At 69.6% G+C, this 14342-nt stretch carries 15 protein-coding genes; 11 read left to right on the top strand and 4 right to left on the bottom strand.

The genetic code is table 11. The features are described from left to right. Positions 1–12 precede the first annotated feature (12 nt). Positions 13–447 (bottom strand): acyl-CoA thioesterase, encoded by a 435-nt coding sequence (locus JI746_RS01525; RefSeq protein ID WP_201687008.1) that lies wholly within the window; start codon positions 445–447, stop codon positions 13–15. Positions 448–486: 39 nt separating this feature from the next. Between JI746_RS01525 and JI746_RS01520 the strand changes: the two genes are divergently transcribed. The 3 genes from JI746_RS01520 to JI746_RS01510 all read left to right on the top strand — a co-directional run bounded on the left by JI746_RS01520 (position 487) and on the right by JI746_RS01510 (position 4879). Beyond that, entirely contained in the window at positions 487–2388 is a 1902-nt protein-coding gene (locus tag JI746_RS01520) for an ABCB family ABC transporter ATP-binding protein/permease (RefSeq protein ID WP_201687285.1), read from the top strand. Between the two features lies 1 nt (position 2389). Then, complete coding sequence (locus JI746_RS01515) at positions 2390–2743, top strand: hypothetical protein (RefSeq protein WP_201687007.1); 354 nt, start codon at positions 2390–2392, stop codon at positions 2741–2743. A gap of 111 nt (positions 2744–2854) precedes the next feature. Beyond that, positions 2855–4879, top strand: coding sequence for a hybrid sensor histidine kinase/response regulator (locus JI746_RS01510; protein ID WP_201687006.1), 2025 nt, complete (start codon positions 2855–2857; stop codon positions 4877–4879). Between the two features lie 179 nt (positions 4880–5058). On the opposite strand, the gene JI746_RS01505 is transcribed toward JI746_RS01510, so the two are convergent. Together JI746_RS01505 and JI746_RS01500 are read right to left on the bottom strand one after the other, a co-directional pair. After that, complete coding sequence (locus tag JI746_RS01505) at positions 5059–5715, bottom strand: 3'-5' exonuclease (protein WP_201687005.1); 657 nt, start codon at positions 5713–5715, stop codon at positions 5059–5061. A gap of 4 nt (positions 5716–5719) precedes the next feature. Then, entirely contained in the window at positions 5720–7534 is a 1815-nt protein-coding gene (locus JI746_RS01500) for a DUF294 nucleotidyltransferase-like domain-containing protein (protein ID WP_201687004.1), read from the bottom strand. Between the two features lie 226 nt (positions 7535–7760). Between JI746_RS01500 and JI746_RS27525 the strand changes: the two genes are divergently transcribed. The 4 genes from JI746_RS27525 to JI746_RS01480 all read left to right on the top strand — a co-directional run bounded on the left by JI746_RS27525 (position 7761) and on the right by JI746_RS01480 (position 11038). After that, the gene (locus JI746_RS27525) at positions 7761–8057 is read left to right on the top strand and encodes a DUF485 domain-containing protein (RefSeq protein ID WP_330892926.1); all 297 of its coding nucleotides are present in this window, start codon (positions 7761–7763) and stop codon (positions 8055–8057) included. Beyond that, a complete protein-coding gene (locus JI746_RS01490; protein ID WP_201687002.1) occupies positions 8054–9781 on the top strand; it encodes a cation acetate symporter in 1728 nt (575 codons plus the stop codon). The genes JI746_RS27525 and JI746_RS01490 overlap by 4 nt, the downstream gene beginning before the upstream one ends. Positions 9782–10135: 354 nt before the next feature. After that, positions 10136–10429 carry a YciI family protein gene (locus JI746_RS01485; protein ID WP_201687001.1) on the top strand — a complete coding sequence of 98 codons (294 nt, stop codon included), beginning with the start codon at positions 10136–10138 and terminating at the stop codon, positions 10427–10429. A 162-nt stretch (positions 10430–10591) separates the two neighbouring features. Further along, positions 10592–11038, top strand: coding sequence for an SRPBCC family protein (locus JI746_RS01480; protein WP_201687000.1), 447 nt, complete (start codon positions 10592–10594; stop codon positions 11036–11038). On the opposite strand, the gene JI746_RS01475 is transcribed toward JI746_RS01480, so the two are convergent. Then, positions 11035–12228 carry an MFS transporter gene (locus JI746_RS01475; RefSeq protein WP_201686999.1) on the bottom strand — a complete coding sequence of 398 codons (1194 nt, stop codon included), beginning with the start codon at positions 12226–12228 and terminating at the stop codon, positions 11035–11037. The two genes, JI746_RS01480 and JI746_RS01475, sit on opposite strands and share 4 nt — an antisense overlap. A gap of 48 nt (positions 12229–12276) precedes the next feature. Between JI746_RS01475 and JI746_RS01470 the strand changes: the two genes are divergently transcribed. From JI746_RS01470 to JI746_RS01455, 4 genes are read left to right on the top strand one after another with little or no spacing between them, the layout of a single operon-like run. Continuing rightward, positions 12277–12678: a YybH family protein gene (locus JI746_RS01470; RefSeq protein ID WP_201686998.1), complete on the top strand. Its 402-nt coding sequence runs from the start codon at positions 12277–12279 to the stop codon at positions 12676–12678. 7 nt (positions 12679–12685) lie between these two features. Continuing rightward, positions 12686–13138, top strand: coding sequence for a metallophosphoesterase family protein (locus tag JI746_RS01465; protein ID WP_408004070.1), 453 nt, complete (start codon positions 12686–12688; stop codon positions 13136–13138). 12 nt (positions 13139–13150) lie between these two features. Beyond that, positions 13151–13567 carry a VOC family protein gene (locus JI746_RS01460; RefSeq protein WP_201686996.1) on the top strand — a complete coding sequence of 139 codons (417 nt, stop codon included), beginning with the start codon at positions 13151–13153 and terminating at the stop codon, positions 13565–13567. 48 nt (positions 13568–13615) lie between these two features. Continuing rightward, complete coding sequence (locus JI746_RS01455; RefSeq protein ID WP_201686995.1) at positions 13616–13972, top strand: polyhydroxyalkanoate granule-associated phasin; 357 nt, start codon at positions 13616–13618, stop codon at positions 13970–13972. The last annotated feature ends 370 nt before the right edge of the window (positions 13973–14342 follow it).

The following is a 14342-nucleotide window of genomic DNA, read 5'->3' as shown; positions in this document are numbered from 1 at the left end:
CGGGGGTGACGCTCAGCCCGCGTCCGACGTTTCGATCGCCTTCGGCCTGCCGTTCTCGTCCAGCGCCACATAGGTCACCAGCGCCTCCGTCACCCGCACGAAGGAGCCCTGGCGCTGGAAGCGTTCGGCGAAGACTTCGACGTCCACCGTCACCGAGGTGCGGCCGATGCGCGTCACCGAGGAATAGAAGCTCAGGATGTCGCCCACGCGCACGGGCTGCTTGAACACGAACTCCTTGACCGCGACCGTGGCCATCCGGCCGCGGATGATGCGCGCCGGCAGGATGGAGCCGGCCAGGTCGACGTGGGCCATGACCCAGCCGCCGAAGATGTCGCCGTTGCCGTTGGTGTCCGCCGGCATCGGGATCACCTTGAGCACCAGTTCCTTGTCGGTGGGCGGGGTGGCAGGGCCATGCGGCGGCAGGGCAGCACGTGGTTTCGTGGACATGGGCACAATCCGTGGATACGTTTGACCGGATTGTCCTCCATGCGCCGCGGCGGCGAATCGTCTTCCTCCCTTCCCACACCTTCGGCCGCGGTCAACGCGCCGCGGCCCGGCCGCTCCGACTGGGCCACCCTGGGGCGCCTGTTCCCCTACCTGTGGCAGTACAAGTGGCGCGTGTTCGCGGCGCTCGCCTTCGTGATCTGCGCGAAGGTCGCCAACGTCGGCGTGCCGGTGCTGCTCAAGGAACTGATCGACGCGATGAACATCAAGCCGGGCAGCGCCGGCGCGATGCTCGCCGTGCCGGTGGGCCTGCTCGTGACCTACGGGCTGCTGCGCCTGTCCACCTCGCTGTTCACCGAGCTGCGCGAACTGGTGTTCGCCAAGGCGACGCAGGGGGCGGCGCGCAGCATCGCACTGGAGACCTTCCAGCACCTGCACGCGCTGTCGCTGCGCTTCCACCTGGAGCGGCAGACCGGCGGCATGACGCGCGACATCGAGCGCGGCGTGCGCGGCATCGAGTCGCTGATCTCGTACTCCCTCTACAGCATCGTCCCCACGCTGGTCGAGGTGACGCTGGTGCTGGGCGTGCTGGCCGTCAAATTCGACGCCTGGTTCGCCTGGATCACGGTGGCGGCGCTGGTCGTCTACATCACGTTCACCGTGACGGTCACCGAATGGCGCACCCAGTTCCGCCGGGAGGCGAACGAATTCGATTCCGCCGCGCACACCAAGGCGGTGGACTCGCTGCTGAACTACGAGACCGTCAAGTACTTCAACAACGAGGGCTTCGAGGCGAACCGCTACGACCAGAGCCTCGAGCGCCTGCGGCGTGCCCGGCTCAAGAGCCAGACCACCCTGTCGCTGCTGAACGTCGGGCAGCAGACGATCATCGGCATCGGCCTGGTGGCCATGCTGTGGCGCGCCACGCTCGGCGTGGTCGATGGCCGCATGACGCTGGGCGACCTGGTCATGATCAACGGCTTCATGATCCAGCTGTACATCCCGCTCAACTTCCTGGGCGTGCTGTACCGCGAGATCAAGCAGAGCCTCACGGACCTGGACAAGATGTTCGTGCTGATGGAGCGCGAACGCGAGATCGCCGACCCGCCCGGCGCGCAGCCGCTGACGGCCTTCCTCCCTCCCGCCCAGGAGGAGCGCCGGGGTGGGGGCGCCGGCAGCGCCGCGTGGACGGTCCGCTTCGAGCACGTCGGCTTCCACTACGACCCGGCACGGCCCATCCTGCGCGACGTCTCCTTCGAGATCCCGGCCGGCAAGACGGTGGCGGTGGTGGGCCCCTCCGGCGCCGGCAAGTCGACGCTCGCGCGGCTGCTGTACCGCTTCTACGACGTGCAGCAGGGCCGCATCACCATCGCCGGGCAGGACATCCGCGCGGTCACGCAGGCCAGCGTGCGCCAGGCGATCGGCATCGTGCCGCAGGACACGGTGCTGTTCAACGACACCGTCGAATACAACATCGCCTACGGCCGCACCGGCGCGAGCCGTGCCGAGGTGGAGGAAGCCGCGCGCGCGGCGCGCATCCACGACTTCATCGCCTCGACGCCCAAGGGTTACCAGACGATGGTGGGCGAGCGCGGCCTGAAGCTCTCCGGCGGCGAGAAGCAGCGGGTGGCGATCGCCCGCACGCTGCTGAAGGATCCGCCGATCCTGATCTTCGACGAAGCCACGTCGGCGCTCGACAGCGCCAACGAGCGGGCGATCCAGGCCGAGCTCAGGAGCGCGGCGCAGAACAAGACCACCCTGGTGATCGCGCACCGCCTCTCGACCGTGGTCGACGCGCACGAGATCCTGGTGATGGAAGGCGGACGCATCGTCGAGCGCGGCACGCACCCCGAACTGCTGGCGCTCGGCGGGCGCTACGCCGACATGTGGGCCCTGCAGCAGAGCGCCGAGTCCGAGAAGTTCGCCGAAGTGATGGGGATGTAGCGTGGCAGACGCTGGCACACCGGATTTCGCGGAGTATGTCGCGCACGAGGAATTCCGCGCGGGCCTGCCCTTCGGGCGCTTCCGCGTGATCGTCGATCCCAAGCGGGCGCGCCGCTACGTGACGCAGCGGCTGATGCTGGTCGTGCTGCTGATGCCCCTGATCGGCATCGGCATCGCGCTGGCGCTGGTCGGCGCGCGCTGGACGGGCGCCGCGATGGTGGTCGCCGGCGTGGTGCTGCACCGCGTGCTCATGTGGCAGGCCCCGCAGATCCTGCTGCACATGGCCACGCGCGACGCCAGGGTGTACGAGCACGCGACGCAGCAGGGGCTCATGGAGGTGCGGCGGGTGGGGTGAGCAAGCTCTGCAGGTGCGCCGCGGACGGCGAGCGCTGCGCCGATGGCCTCGGCCATCTGTGGAAACTGTCGGACAAGCGGCGGCGGCTGAGGCTGCGAACAATGCCCTTGCATGTTCGATTCCCTCAGCCGATTCCTGGGCCGTGATCGCCGCCGCCTCGAGAAGCGCCTCCAGCTGGCGCTGCGGTCGGGGCACATGGCTGCCTGGGAACGGGAACTGGCCACCAGCCGCCGATGGTGGTCGGCGGAAATGTTCAGCCTGCACGGAATGGCTCCGCAAGGCGAACCGCCGCGGGACTATGACGCGCTGGTCCATCCCGACGATCGCGCGCCGCTGAAGGCCCAGGTCGACGAAGCGGTGCGGGCCTGCAAGGACATCGCCCTGCAGTACCGCATCGTCTGGCCCGACGGCTCCGTGCACTGGATCGAAGGCCACGGCACCATCGTCTGCGACGAGCAGGGACGCCCCGACCTGATGACGGGTGTCTGCGTCAACATCGACGCCCGCAAGGCGGAGGAGTCCGATCTCCAGTTCCTCGCGCAGGCCAGCGCCGAGCTCGCCGGCCTGACCGACTACCCCGCCACGATGCAGCGCATCGCGCAGCTCGCCGTGCCGCATTTCGCCGACTGGTGCGCCGTCGACATGCTCGAGGGCGGCACGCGCCTCAAGCGGGTCGCCGTGGCGCATGTCGACGAGGGCAAGGTGCGGCTCGCCCACGAGCTGCACGAGCGCTATCCACCCGATCCGGCGGACCCCGGCGGGACCTGGAGCGTGGTGCGCAGCGGCCGGCCGGAGCTGGTCCCGGTCATCACCCGGGAGATGCTGGAAGCCACGATCAGCGACGCCGGCTACCTGGAGGCGGTGTGTTCGCTGGGGCTGCATTCGTACATGGGCGTCCCGCTCCTGTCGCGCGGCGCGGTGCTCGGGGTGATGTCCTTCATCACCTCCGACTCGCGCCGCGTGTTCACGCAACGCGAGCTGATGCACGCCACCGAGCTGGCGGCACGGGCCGCCGTCGCCATCCACAACGCCGAGCTGCTGGACACCTTGCGCCGTTCCGATGCGGCCAAGGACGTGTTCCTCGCGACGCTGGCGCACGAGCTGCGCAACCCGCTGGCGCCCATCGTCAACAGCCTGGAGCTGCTGGCGCGCGCGCAGGACCCCCAGCGCCTGCTGCCCCAGGCCCTCGACATCATGCGCCGGCAGACGACGCACCTGACGCGGCTGGTCGACGACCTGCTGGACCTGGCGCGGATCAACTCCGGCAAGATCGAGCTGCGGCGCGAACCGCTGGACCTGCGCGACGCGTTGCGCGCCGCGGTGGAGAGCTGCCAGCCGCTGATCGACCGGCGCCGGCACTCGCTGGCGCTGGAACTGCCCGGGGAACCGGCGCGGGTGCGCGGCGACGCCGTGCGCCTGACGCAGGTGTTCGCGAACCTCCTGAACAACGCGGCCAAGTACACGCCGGAGAAGGGCCGCATCGAAGTCCGGATGGAGATCGCGCAAGGGACCATCGTCGTCACCGTGTCGGACTCGGGGGTGGGGATCCCGCCGGAACTCCTGCCGAAGATGTTCGAGCTGTTCACGCAGGCGCCACGCGCCGCGGCCGTGGAGCAGCAGGGGCTGGGCATCGGCCTGTTCCTGGTCAAGGGGCTGGTGCAGATGCACGAGGGCAGCATCGGCGCGCAGAGCGAGGGAGCGGGCCAGGGCAGCCGCTTCACCGTTTCACTGCCGCAGGCGCAGGACGTCGCTGCCGCCGCGGCGCCGGGCGTCGATCCCGCACAGGCCCGCAGCGCCAAGCGGGTGCTGGTCGTCGACGACAACGCGGATGCGGCCGAGACGCTGTCGCAGCTGCTGGAGCTGATGGACCACGAGCCGCGCACGGCGCACGACGGCCAGGGGGCGCTGGCGCGTTTCGAGGAGTTCAGGCCGGAGGTGGTCCTGCTCGATATCGGCCTGCCCGACATGGACGGCTACGAGGTGGCCCGCCAGATCCGCAGCCGGGCCGACCACACCGTGCGGCTCGTGGCCCTGACGGGCTGGGGCCAGAAAGAGGACAAGGCGCGCGCCGCGGCCGCGGGCTTCGACGATCACTGGACGAAGCCGATCGATCCGGCGAAGCTGGGGGAGATCTAGGGTCTGGGTTGCCAGGGTTCGTAGGCTGGCGGTGAGCGCCGCAGGCCGACCGAGCGCTGCGCGCAGCGCGTAGTCCGAGGCGACAGACCTCGGCAACCCCAGCGCTTTCACGCACCGCTGGGGTTCCGGCGCTGACGCGCGTCACCACCAGCCTACGACCAGCGCGCGAGCGGCCGGAGTCACCCCGCGTCTCCGAGCAGGTGCCTCAGCTTCACGAACACCAGCGCCGCCATCACCGCATCGGCCAGCGCATCGTGCGCCGCCTCCATCGGCAGGTCCAGCGTCTGCATGACGGTCGCGAAGCGCAGGTCGATCTGCGCCGGCTCGTAGTAGGGCGGCAGCTGCCGGCGCTTCCAGTCGTAGAACATCGCCGAGACCTCGATCTTCGGCTGCGGCAGGCCCATGCCCAGGCGCGGGAAGAGCGCGCGGTCGATCATCGCCAGGTCGAACTCGAGGTAGTAGCCCACGATCGGACGGCTGCCGATGAAGCGCATCAGCGCCATCAGCGCCTCGTCGGGATCCATGCCTTCCACCACGTCGCGCTCGCGCAGGCCGTGCACGCGCACGCTGTCGGCGGAGATGCGGCGCTTGCTCGGGCGCACCAGCAGTTCCAGCCGCTCGCTGGTGAGGATGCGGTCGCCCACGATGCGGACCGCGCCGATGGAGATGATCTCGTCGCGGTGCACGTTCAGGCCGGTGGTCTCGCAATCGAGCGCGACCCATTCGTCGGGCGGCGGCGGATCCCACATGAAGCGGAAGCGCTCGTCGCCCAGGTGATAGAGCAGCCACTCGCGCTTGAGCGCGCGCAGCCAGTGCAACGGCGACAGGCTCGTCATCGGCTCACAGCATGTCCAGGCGGTAGCGGTGCCGCAGCATCGCCTTGAAGCGCTTGACGGCCGCCAGCGCGTCCTTCAGCAAGTCCCGCTGCAGCGGCGAGAGCGCCTCGACGTGGATCACCCGCCCGTTGCCCGTGTCGCCGGCCGCGAGCCCCGCCTGCAGCTTCAGGCCCATGAGGAAGTAGAGGCTTTCGACCAGCTCCGCGCCCACGTTGCCCGGCAGCCGCCCCATCGCGCACAGCGCCTCGATGCGCTCCACGGTGCCGGTGCACGCCAGGCGCGCCTCCAGCGCCAGGCTGCGCACGCCGTGCACCAGGGGGAAGATGCCGGCCTTCTTCAGGTCGAGCGAGTCGCTGTCGGCCAGGAAGAACAGGCGGTTCCACCAGCCGCCTTCCTGCTCGAAGGCATCGATGGCGGCGGCGAAGCGCGCCTTCAGGGCATCGCTGTCGGTGAGCAGCCGGTCGACCTCGGCGCGCACCTGCGCGAGCAGTTCGGCGTCGCCGCACACCGCGCGGGCGTCGATGAAGATGGCCAGCGCCATCAGGCTCTCGGCATCGGGCATCACCAGCCAGCGGCGCACCGTGTGGCCGAAGGCCTGGACCGGCTGGCACCACTGCGGGTTGCTCACCATGATGCGGCCGGGGCACTCCGGGTAGCCGAAGGTGGCGAGCGCGTCCGAGAAGCGCTGGCAGATCGCCGCCAGGTCGTGCGGGCATGCGTAGCCCTCGCGCAGCACCAGGCCGTTGTCCTGGTCGGTCTTGAGCAGCTGCTCGCCGCGGCCCTCGCTGCCCATCACGAACAGGCAGCTGTTGGCGAACAGGTCGGGTGGCGCGATGAGCTGCCAGGCGCGCTCGAACAGCTTGGCATTGAGCTCGCCCACCAGCCGCGCGATGGCGCCCACCTTCGCGCCGCCGCGCCACAGCAGCGCGGTCAGGCGCGTGATCTGCTCGGCGGCCTGTGCCAGTGCGGCGAGATCCTCGGCCTGCACGATCTGCACCGAGATCAGGTAGGAATGGTTGGACAGGAAGCTGAGCAGGTCCAGCTGCTCGAGGAAGCCGACCACGCGCTCGCCGTCCATCACCACGAGCCGGTGCACCTGGTGCCGGATCATCAGCGCCAGCGCCTCCACCAGCGAGTCCTGCGGCCGCACGGTGAGCAGCGTGAAGGTGGCGAACTCGCGCACGGGCAGCTGCGCGAGCGGCGCGCCTTGCAGCACCGCGCGCTGCAGGCCGGTGGTGGTGAAGACGCCGGTGCGGGGCGGCTGCGTGCGCGTGTCGCGCACCAGCACGTTGCCGGTGTGGCGGGCCTGGAAGACCTTGACGACCGATACGACGTCGTCGTCCGCGTCGACCACGTGCGCGGGCCGCAGGTAGGCCTCGCCCACGCGCCCGAGCGCGAGCGACTGCCGCTCCTGCGCCCCGGCGCGCGCACCCAGCGCGCTGAGCTTGTGCGAGAGGTCGGCGAACAGCAACGCGCCGAAAGTGGCGTTGCGCGAGATGAGTTCGGTGACGGCCCCGCGCGCGATCAGGTGCGCCAGCACTTCCTCCTGGGCCACGAAGCGGCTGCTTGCCTTGCCCGCCACGAGGGCACGGCCGTCGAAGCAGTCGTCGGGGCCGTAGCTGGCCACGAGTTCGTCGCCGTCGAACTGCTGCACGCGGCCCTTGATCACGACGAACAGGTGCGCGGGTTCCACGCCGGGCGCGAGCAGCGTCGTTCCTTCGAGCCAGTAGCCGATGTCGACGTGGTCGCGCACCAGGCGCTGTTCGTCGCCGGAAAGACAGTCGAAAGGGGAAACGGAGAAGTCGAAGGAGGCGGCCACGGGCCCCCCGATGATTGCGGCTCGCGACCCGCGGCACTTGCGCTGCATCAATTGCAGCGGGGTGCACCGGCACGTGCGCCGCGGTCAGATTTGGGTCAGCATGCCTGCCCACACTTGCGCCTCGTCAAAAGCAAAGGGGACAAGAGTGAGCGAGACAGCATTGGACGCAATCATCCCTGGGGGCGGCAAGCGCCCGGCCAGGGGCCAGGCACCGCGGGCGGACGACGTGACAGCGCGCATCCGCGCCAATCCCAAGTACCAGGAACTGCGCCGCAAGCGCAACACCTTCGGCTGGACGCTGACGCTCGCGATGATGGTCGTGTACTACGGCTACATCGCGCTCATCGCGTGGAACAAGCCCTTCCTGTCGCAGCCGATCGGCGCCGGCGTCACCACGCTGGGCGTGCCGATCGGCATGGGCGTGATCATCTTCACCGTGCTGATCACCGGCTTCTATGTCCGCCGCGCCAACTCCGAATACGATGCGCTCACGCGCGCCATCCTCGAGGAAGAAGTGAAATGACGCGCCTGCACCGCCATCTCCTCGCGCTCGCCGCGCTGGCCGCTCCCCTCGCCGTTCTGGCCGCGGGCGACGGCCCCGGCCAGGCCGCCAAGCAGGCCACCAACTGGACGGCCATCAGCATGTTCGCGGCCTTCGTGCTGCTGACGCTGTGGATCACCAAGTGGGCTGCCGCGCGCACCCGCTCGGCGGCCGATTTCTACACCGCCGGCGGCGGCATCACCGGCTTCCAGAACGGCCTGGCGATCGCCGGCGACTACATGTCCGCGGCCTCCTTCCTGGGGATCTCCGCGGCCGTGATGGCCACCGGCTACGACGGCCTGATCTACTCGATCGGCTTCCTCGTGGGCTGGCCCGTGATCACCTTCCTGATGGCGGAGCGCCTGCGCAACCTGGGCAAGTTCACCTTCGCCGACGTGGCCGGCTACCGCTTCAAGCAGACGCCGATCCGCGCCTTCGCGGCTTCGGGCACGCTGGTCGTCGTGGCCTTCTACCTGATCGCGCAGATGGTCGGTGCCGGCCAGCTGATCAAGCTGCTGTTCGGCCTGGATTACTGGATCGCGGTGGTGCTGGTCGGCGGCCTGATGATGGTGTACGTGCTCTTCGGCGGCATGACGGCCACCACCTGGGTGCAGATCATCAAGGCCTGCCTGCTGCTGGCCGGCGTGAGCTTCATGGCCTTCATGGTGCTGGCGCAGTTCGGCTTCAGCCCCGAGGCGCTGTTCTCCAAGGGCGTGCAGGTCAAGACCGCCATCGCGGCGATGGCCGGCAAGAGCGCGGCGGAAGCCGGCGATGTCGGCGGCTCCATCATGCGGCCGGGCGGCTTCGTGAAGGACCCGATCTCCGCCATCAGCTTCGGCATGGCGCTGATGTTCGGCACCGCGGGCCTGCCCCACATCCTGATGCGCTTCTTCACGGTGCCCGATGCGAAGGAAGCACGCAAGTCGGTGTTCTGGGCCACCACCTGGATCGGCTACTTCTACGTCCTGATCTTCATCATCGGCTTCGGCGCCATCGCGCTGGTGCTGACCAACCCCGAGTTCGCCGATGTCTCCAAGGGCATCATCAAGGGCGGCGCGGGCACGGCCAACATGGCGGCGGTGCTGGTGGCCAAGAGCGTGGGCGGCGACGTGTTCTACGGTTTCATCTCCGCCGTGGCCTTCGCGACCATCCTCGCGGTGGTGGCCGGCCTGACGCTCTCCGGCGCATCGGCGGTGTCGCACGACCTGTATGCCACGGTGTTCAAGAAGGGCAAGGCCGACAGCGCTTCCGAGCTGAAGGTCTCGCGCATCACGACCATCGCCCTGGGCATCGTCGCGGTGGTGCTGGGCATCGTCTTCGAGAAGCAGAACATCGCCTTCATGGTGTCGCTCGCCTTCGCCATCGCGGCCTCGGCGAACTTCCCGGTGCTGTTCATGTCGGTGCTGTGGAAGGACTGCACGACCAAAGGCGCCGTGATCGGCGGGTTCCTGGGCCTGATCTCCTCCGTGGCGCTGACGGTGGTGTCGCCCTCGGTGTGGGAAGTGACCCTGGGCAACCCGAAGGGCAGCGCCTGGTTCCCCTACACCTCGCCGGCCCTGTTCTCGATGACCATCGGCTTCGTGGGCATCTGGCTGTTCTCGATCCTGGACCGCAGCGCACAAGCCGCGACGGAACGCGGCCTGTTCGAGGCGCAGCAGGTGCGTTCGGAGACCGGGCTCGGTGCTGCGGGAGCGTCGGGGCACTGATCGCCTCTGCCGTTCGCGCACACGGCGCAATGAGGGCATCGCTTGGCGGTGCCCTTTTTCATTTCTTGCGCGGATGGGCGGTGCGCATTTCTTCCGGTGCGCTCCGGACCGGACCAGGCCGGGTCCCTGTCCGCCTCTGCGACTGTCCCCCGGCGCGGATGGGAGACTGGCGCGAAGCTGGCGATACGCCCGCCCCTCCTCCTTGATGTCGCCGAGTCGGACAGGGACCCGTCCTGGTCCTGCACTGTGCGGTCGTGAGACGCGTGGCCCCTGGGAGGCCCGCACCGCGCAGCGCCTGCCGCGACGGACCCCGCACTCCGAAGGGGCGCGCAGTTTCGCTAAGCTGTGCACCCCATGCTGTTCGCCGTCCTCTTCACCGACAAGCCCGGTCGCGGCCACTTGCGCACGGCCAATCTCGATGCGCACATCCGCTGGGTCGAGGGGCACGGTGACATGGTGCTCGTTGCGGGATCGCTGCGCGTGGAACCGGGCATGGTCCCCAAGGGCGGCTTGTGGATCGTCGAGGCGCCTTCCAAGGAAGCGGTGATGGAATTGATGGAGACCGACCCGTTCTACACCTGCGGCCTGCGCGAGCAAGTGGAAGTCCTGCATTGGAGCAAGGCACTGGATCGCAAGGTGCCGGTATGAGGCTGGCGCGGCCACGCCTCCCGTAGGCTGGCGGTGGAGCGAAGCGAAACCCCAGCGCTGTTCCCCGTCACCCGTCCTCAGCCGGGGTTACACGCCGCTGCATTCTCTGCAGGCCGGATCCGCCACCCGCCTGCTAGCATGCCTTCCCGACCTGGAGGCACCATGGCGACCAACACCGTCCGATTGCACCGCGTGCTGCGCACCCGCCCCGAGCGGCTCTATCGCGCCTTCCTCGATCCCGCGGCCATGGCCAAGTGGCTGCCGCCGAACGGCTTCACGGGCACGGTGCACCAGATGGACGCGCGCGTCGACGGCAAGTGGCGCATGTCGTTCACGAATTTTTCCAGCGGCCACAGTCACTCGTTCGGCGGCACCTACCTGGAACTGGTGCCGAGCCAGCGCCTGCGCTACACCAGCGCCTTCGACGACCCGAACCTGCCAGGGGAAATGACCACCACGGTCACGCTGCGCGAAGTGTTCGGCGGCACCGAGATGGAGGTGGTGCAGGAAGGCATCCCGGAGGTGATCCCCACGGAGGCCTGCTACATGGGATGGCAGGAATCGCTCACCCTGCTCAAGCAGCTGGTGGAAGCGGAAATTCCCGGTTAGCGGCGCAGCAACGGCGCCAGCATCCACAGCCCGAGCGCCGGGCCGATCCCGAGTGCCGGCAGCACCACGGCCAGCGGCCAGGTCTGCGCCGCGCGCACGAACACCTCGATGCTGACCACGGAAATCGCGAAGCCGATGCAGTTGGTGAAGGTCAGCACGCTGCCGACCACCGAGGGCGGGGCGTTCTGTGCCGTCAGCGTCGAGAACTGCGGCGAGTCTCCGGAGACCGTAGCGCCCCACAGCAGCATCCAGGCGATGAACAGCGGCAGGGGCGCCACCAGCATCAGCGGCGCGGCCAGGCAGCAGGCACCGCTGGTCGCCAGTTGCAGTTGTGCGACGCGCGCGCTGCCCAGGCGGCGCACCAGCAGCCCGCCGACGACGCAGCCGGCGAAGCCGGCGCCTATGGCCCAGAACGCGCCGGCGCTGACGCTGCGCCCCGCCAGCCGCGTGGCCAGGATCAGCGGCACCAGCACGATGAAGGAATACAGCTCCCACATGTGGCCGAAGTAGCCGAAGACCGAGGCGCGCACCCGCCGGTCCGACCAGATCAGGCCCAGCGCACGCGGCGTGATGCGCGCCGCGTGCATCGCCTGGGGATGCGGCGGCACGAGCATCGCCGTCGCCAGGCCGCCCGCAATGGCCAGGGCGGAGACGGCCAGCACGACCAGCTGCCAGGGCGCCAAGCCGCCCACCGTGAACGACAGCCCGCTGCCGTCGCCGGCCAGCGCGCGCAATCCGTGCGGCAGCGCCGTCCCGAGCACCAGGGCGCCGATCAACACGCCCATCACGGCCCCGAGCCGTTCGCGATACCAGCTGGCGGCGATCTTCATGCCGACCGGGTACACGCCGGCCAGCAGGAAGCCGATGGCGAAGCGCAGCGCCAGCAGCACGCCCAGGCGGCCGTCGGCCAGCAGCATGCCGGCGTTGCACAGCGCCCCGAGCACCGCGCACGCCAGGAACACGCGGCCGGGCGGGAAGCGGTCGGCCAGCATCAGCAGCGCAAAGGCCAGCGTGCCCGCGACGAAACCGAGCTGCACGGCGGAGGTGAGGGTGCCGAGTGCCTCGGCGGGCAGCCCCCAGTCGCGCTGCAGGTCGGGCATCACGGCGTTGACCGCGAACCAGAGCGAGGTGCCGGCGAACTGCGACAGGACGATCACCGGCAGAATGTGGCGAGGGACGGCCGTGCTCATCGCCGCAGCATACGGCCACCGGCCGACCCCATCCTTTCCGGAGCCGCGATGACCCCAGACGAACAGCAGATCCGCGACCTGGTCCACACCTGGATGCAGGCTTCCAAGGCGGGCGACACCGCGACGGTGCTGGACCTCGTCACCGACGACGTGGTGTTCCTGCTGCCCGGGCGTGCGCCGATGCGCAAGGACGAATTCGCGGCCGCGGCGCAGTCGCAGGCCGGCCCCGGCGCGCCGCGCATCGAGGGCGAGGCCGAGATCCAGGAAGTGCAGGTGGTGGGCGACTGGGGTTTCCTGTGGACGCGCCTGTGGGTGAAGGTCACGCCGCCGGGCGCCGAAGCGGGCATGGAGCGCAGCGGCTACACGCTCACCGTGGTGCGCAAGGAGCAGGGCCGCTGGCGGCTGGCGCGCGATGCCAACCTGCTCACCCCGGTGCAGCCGGCGGACTGAAGCAGCCTTGCGCATCGGCCTCGTCTCCGACACCCACGACCTGCTGCGGCCGGAAGTGCTGGACTGGCTGCGCGGCAGCGATCACATCCTGCACGCCGGCGACATCTGCGGCGAGGCCGTGCTGCAGGAACTCGCGCGCATCGCGCCGCTCACCGCGGTGCGCGGCAACAACGACCGGGGCGCCTGGGCCGGGTGCCTGCGCGAACGCGAAATCGTGCGGCTCGGCGGCGCCACCATCCTCGTCGTGCACGACATCGCCGACCTGCGGCGCGCTCCGCCGCCTGCCGACGTCGCTGCCGTGATCACGGGCCATTCGCACAAGCCGCTGGTCGACGAACGCGACGGCGTGCTGTACGTGAACCCGGGCAGCGCCGGCCCGCGGCGCTTCAAGCTGCCGATCTCCGCCGGCGAGCTGATCGTGGAGCAGGGCCGCGTGGCGGCCAGGCTCATGCCCTTCTGAAAGGACGCTGCCATGCTGAACATCCGCGACATCGACCACCTCGTCCTGCGCGTGAAGGACGTCGATGCCATGGTCCGTTTCTACGGCGAGGTGCTGGCTTGCCCGGTGCACCGCATCGACGAGAAGATCCGGCTCGTGCAGTTGCGCGCCGGCCGCGGCCTGATCGACCTGATCCCCGTGGACAGCGACATCGGGCGCGCCGGCGGTGCGGCGCCGGGACGCGAAGGCCGCAACCTGGACCACTTCTGCCTGCGCGTCGACCCCTGGGACGCCGACGCGATCCGCGCCCACCTGCGCGCGCACGGCGTGGAGCCGGGTGAGGTGGCGCAGCGCTTCGGCGCCGAAGGGCAGGGACCTTCGATCTATCTCAGCGACCCCGAGGGCAACACGGTGGAACTCAAGGGTCCGCCGAACCCGCCGTCCCACTGACGAAGTCGGCCGACAGCGGGCGGCACGGGGCTTGCACAGACTGCGTCCATGAAATCTCGCAGCTCTCCCCGCCTCGCCCACCAGGCCACCGAACTCGCCTTTGCCGTGCCGCAGGTGGTCGCCCACCGGCTCACCCGCCTGGCCCTCGCCGGCCCGCGGCCCAACGCCCGCGACCAGCGCGAGTTCCACGGCATGGCGCAGGAGAAGGTGCATGCCTTCTGGCAGTCGTGGTTCGCCATGGGATGGGCCATGGTGGAGGCCTCGCAGAAAGCCTGGCTGGCGATGCTGCAAGGCGCGCGCGTGCCCCTGCTGGATGTGCAGCATGTGATGGCGCGCGGAATGGCCCCGGTGCACCGCAAGGCAACCGCGAACGCCCGCCGGCTGGCGCGGACGTCGTTGCGCTGAGGCCGCCAGCCGTCACGCGGCAGGAGCGGCCAATAGTCACCTCCGCAGAGGCGGCCAACCGTCATCCCCGCAGAGGCGGCCAATCGTCACCCCCGCGGAGGCGGGGGTCCAGGTTTCTGCGCGCTCCCCGCACCTTGCCGTGGACGCCTGCTTCCCTCTTGCCGGACCAGGATGGGACAGTCCGCCTCGGCGACTGTCCCCCGGCGCGGATGGGAGACTGGCGCGAAGCTGGCACTACGCCCGCGCCTCCTCCTTGATGTCGCCGAGTCGGACTGTCCCATCCTGGTCCTGCATGGCGCGCGCTCGGGTGGCGTGTCTCCGGTGAGCGCACCCGGGGGGGCCGAGGAAGCCAAATCGAAGCCGCCCTGCT

The organism is Ramlibacter alkalitolerans, assembly GCF_016722765.1.
Classification (GTDB): Bacteria; Pseudomonadota; Gammaproteobacteria; order Burkholderiales; family Burkholderiaceae_C; genus Ramlibacter; species Ramlibacter alkalitolerans.
This window is presented reverse-complemented; position numbering and strand designations above follow the sequence as displayed.

Bases quoted from the DNA above. Each gene is read 5' to 3' on its own strand.
- JI746_RS01525 (WP_201687008.1), bottom strand. From the start codon at position 447: ATGTCCACGAAACCACGTGCTGCCCTGCCGCCGCATGGCCCTGCCACC.
- JI746_RS01520 (WP_201687285.1), top strand. From the start codon at position 487: ATGCGCCGCGGCGGCGAATCGTCTTCCTCCCTTCCCACACCTTCGGCC.
- JI746_RS01510 (WP_201687006.1), top strand. From the start codon at position 2,855: ATGTTCGATTCCCTCAGCCGATTCCTGGGCCGTGATCGCCGCCGCCTC.
- JI746_RS01505 (WP_201687005.1), bottom strand. From the start codon at position 5,715: ATGACGAGCCTGTCGCCGTTGCACTGGCTGCGCGCGCTCAAGCGCGAG.
- JI746_RS01490 (WP_201687002.1), top strand. From the start codon at position 8,054: ATGACGCGCCTGCACCGCCATCTCCTCGCGCTCGCCGCGCTGGCCGCT.
- JI746_RS01485 (WP_201687001.1), top strand. From the start codon at position 10,136: ATGCTGTTCGCCGTCCTCTTCACCGACAAGCCCGGTCGCGGCCACTTG.
- JI746_RS01480 (WP_201687000.1), top strand. From the start codon at position 10,592: ATGGCGACCAACACCGTCCGATTGCACCGCGTGCTGCGCACCCGCCCC.
- JI746_RS01475 (WP_201686999.1), bottom strand. From the start codon at position 12,228: ATGAGCACGGCCGTCCCTCGCCACATTCTGCCGGTGATCGTCCTGTCG.
- JI746_RS01470 (WP_201686998.1), top strand. From the start codon at position 12,277: ATGACCCCAGACGAACAGCAGATCCGCGACCTGGTCCACACCTGGATG.
- JI746_RS01460 (WP_201686996.1), top strand. From the start codon at position 13,151: ATGCTGAACATCCGCGACATCGACCACCTCGTCCTGCGCGTGAAGGAC.
- JI746_RS01455 (WP_201686995.1), top strand. From the start codon at position 13,616: ATGAAATCTCGCAGCTCTCCCCGCCTCGCCCACCAGGCCACCGAACTC.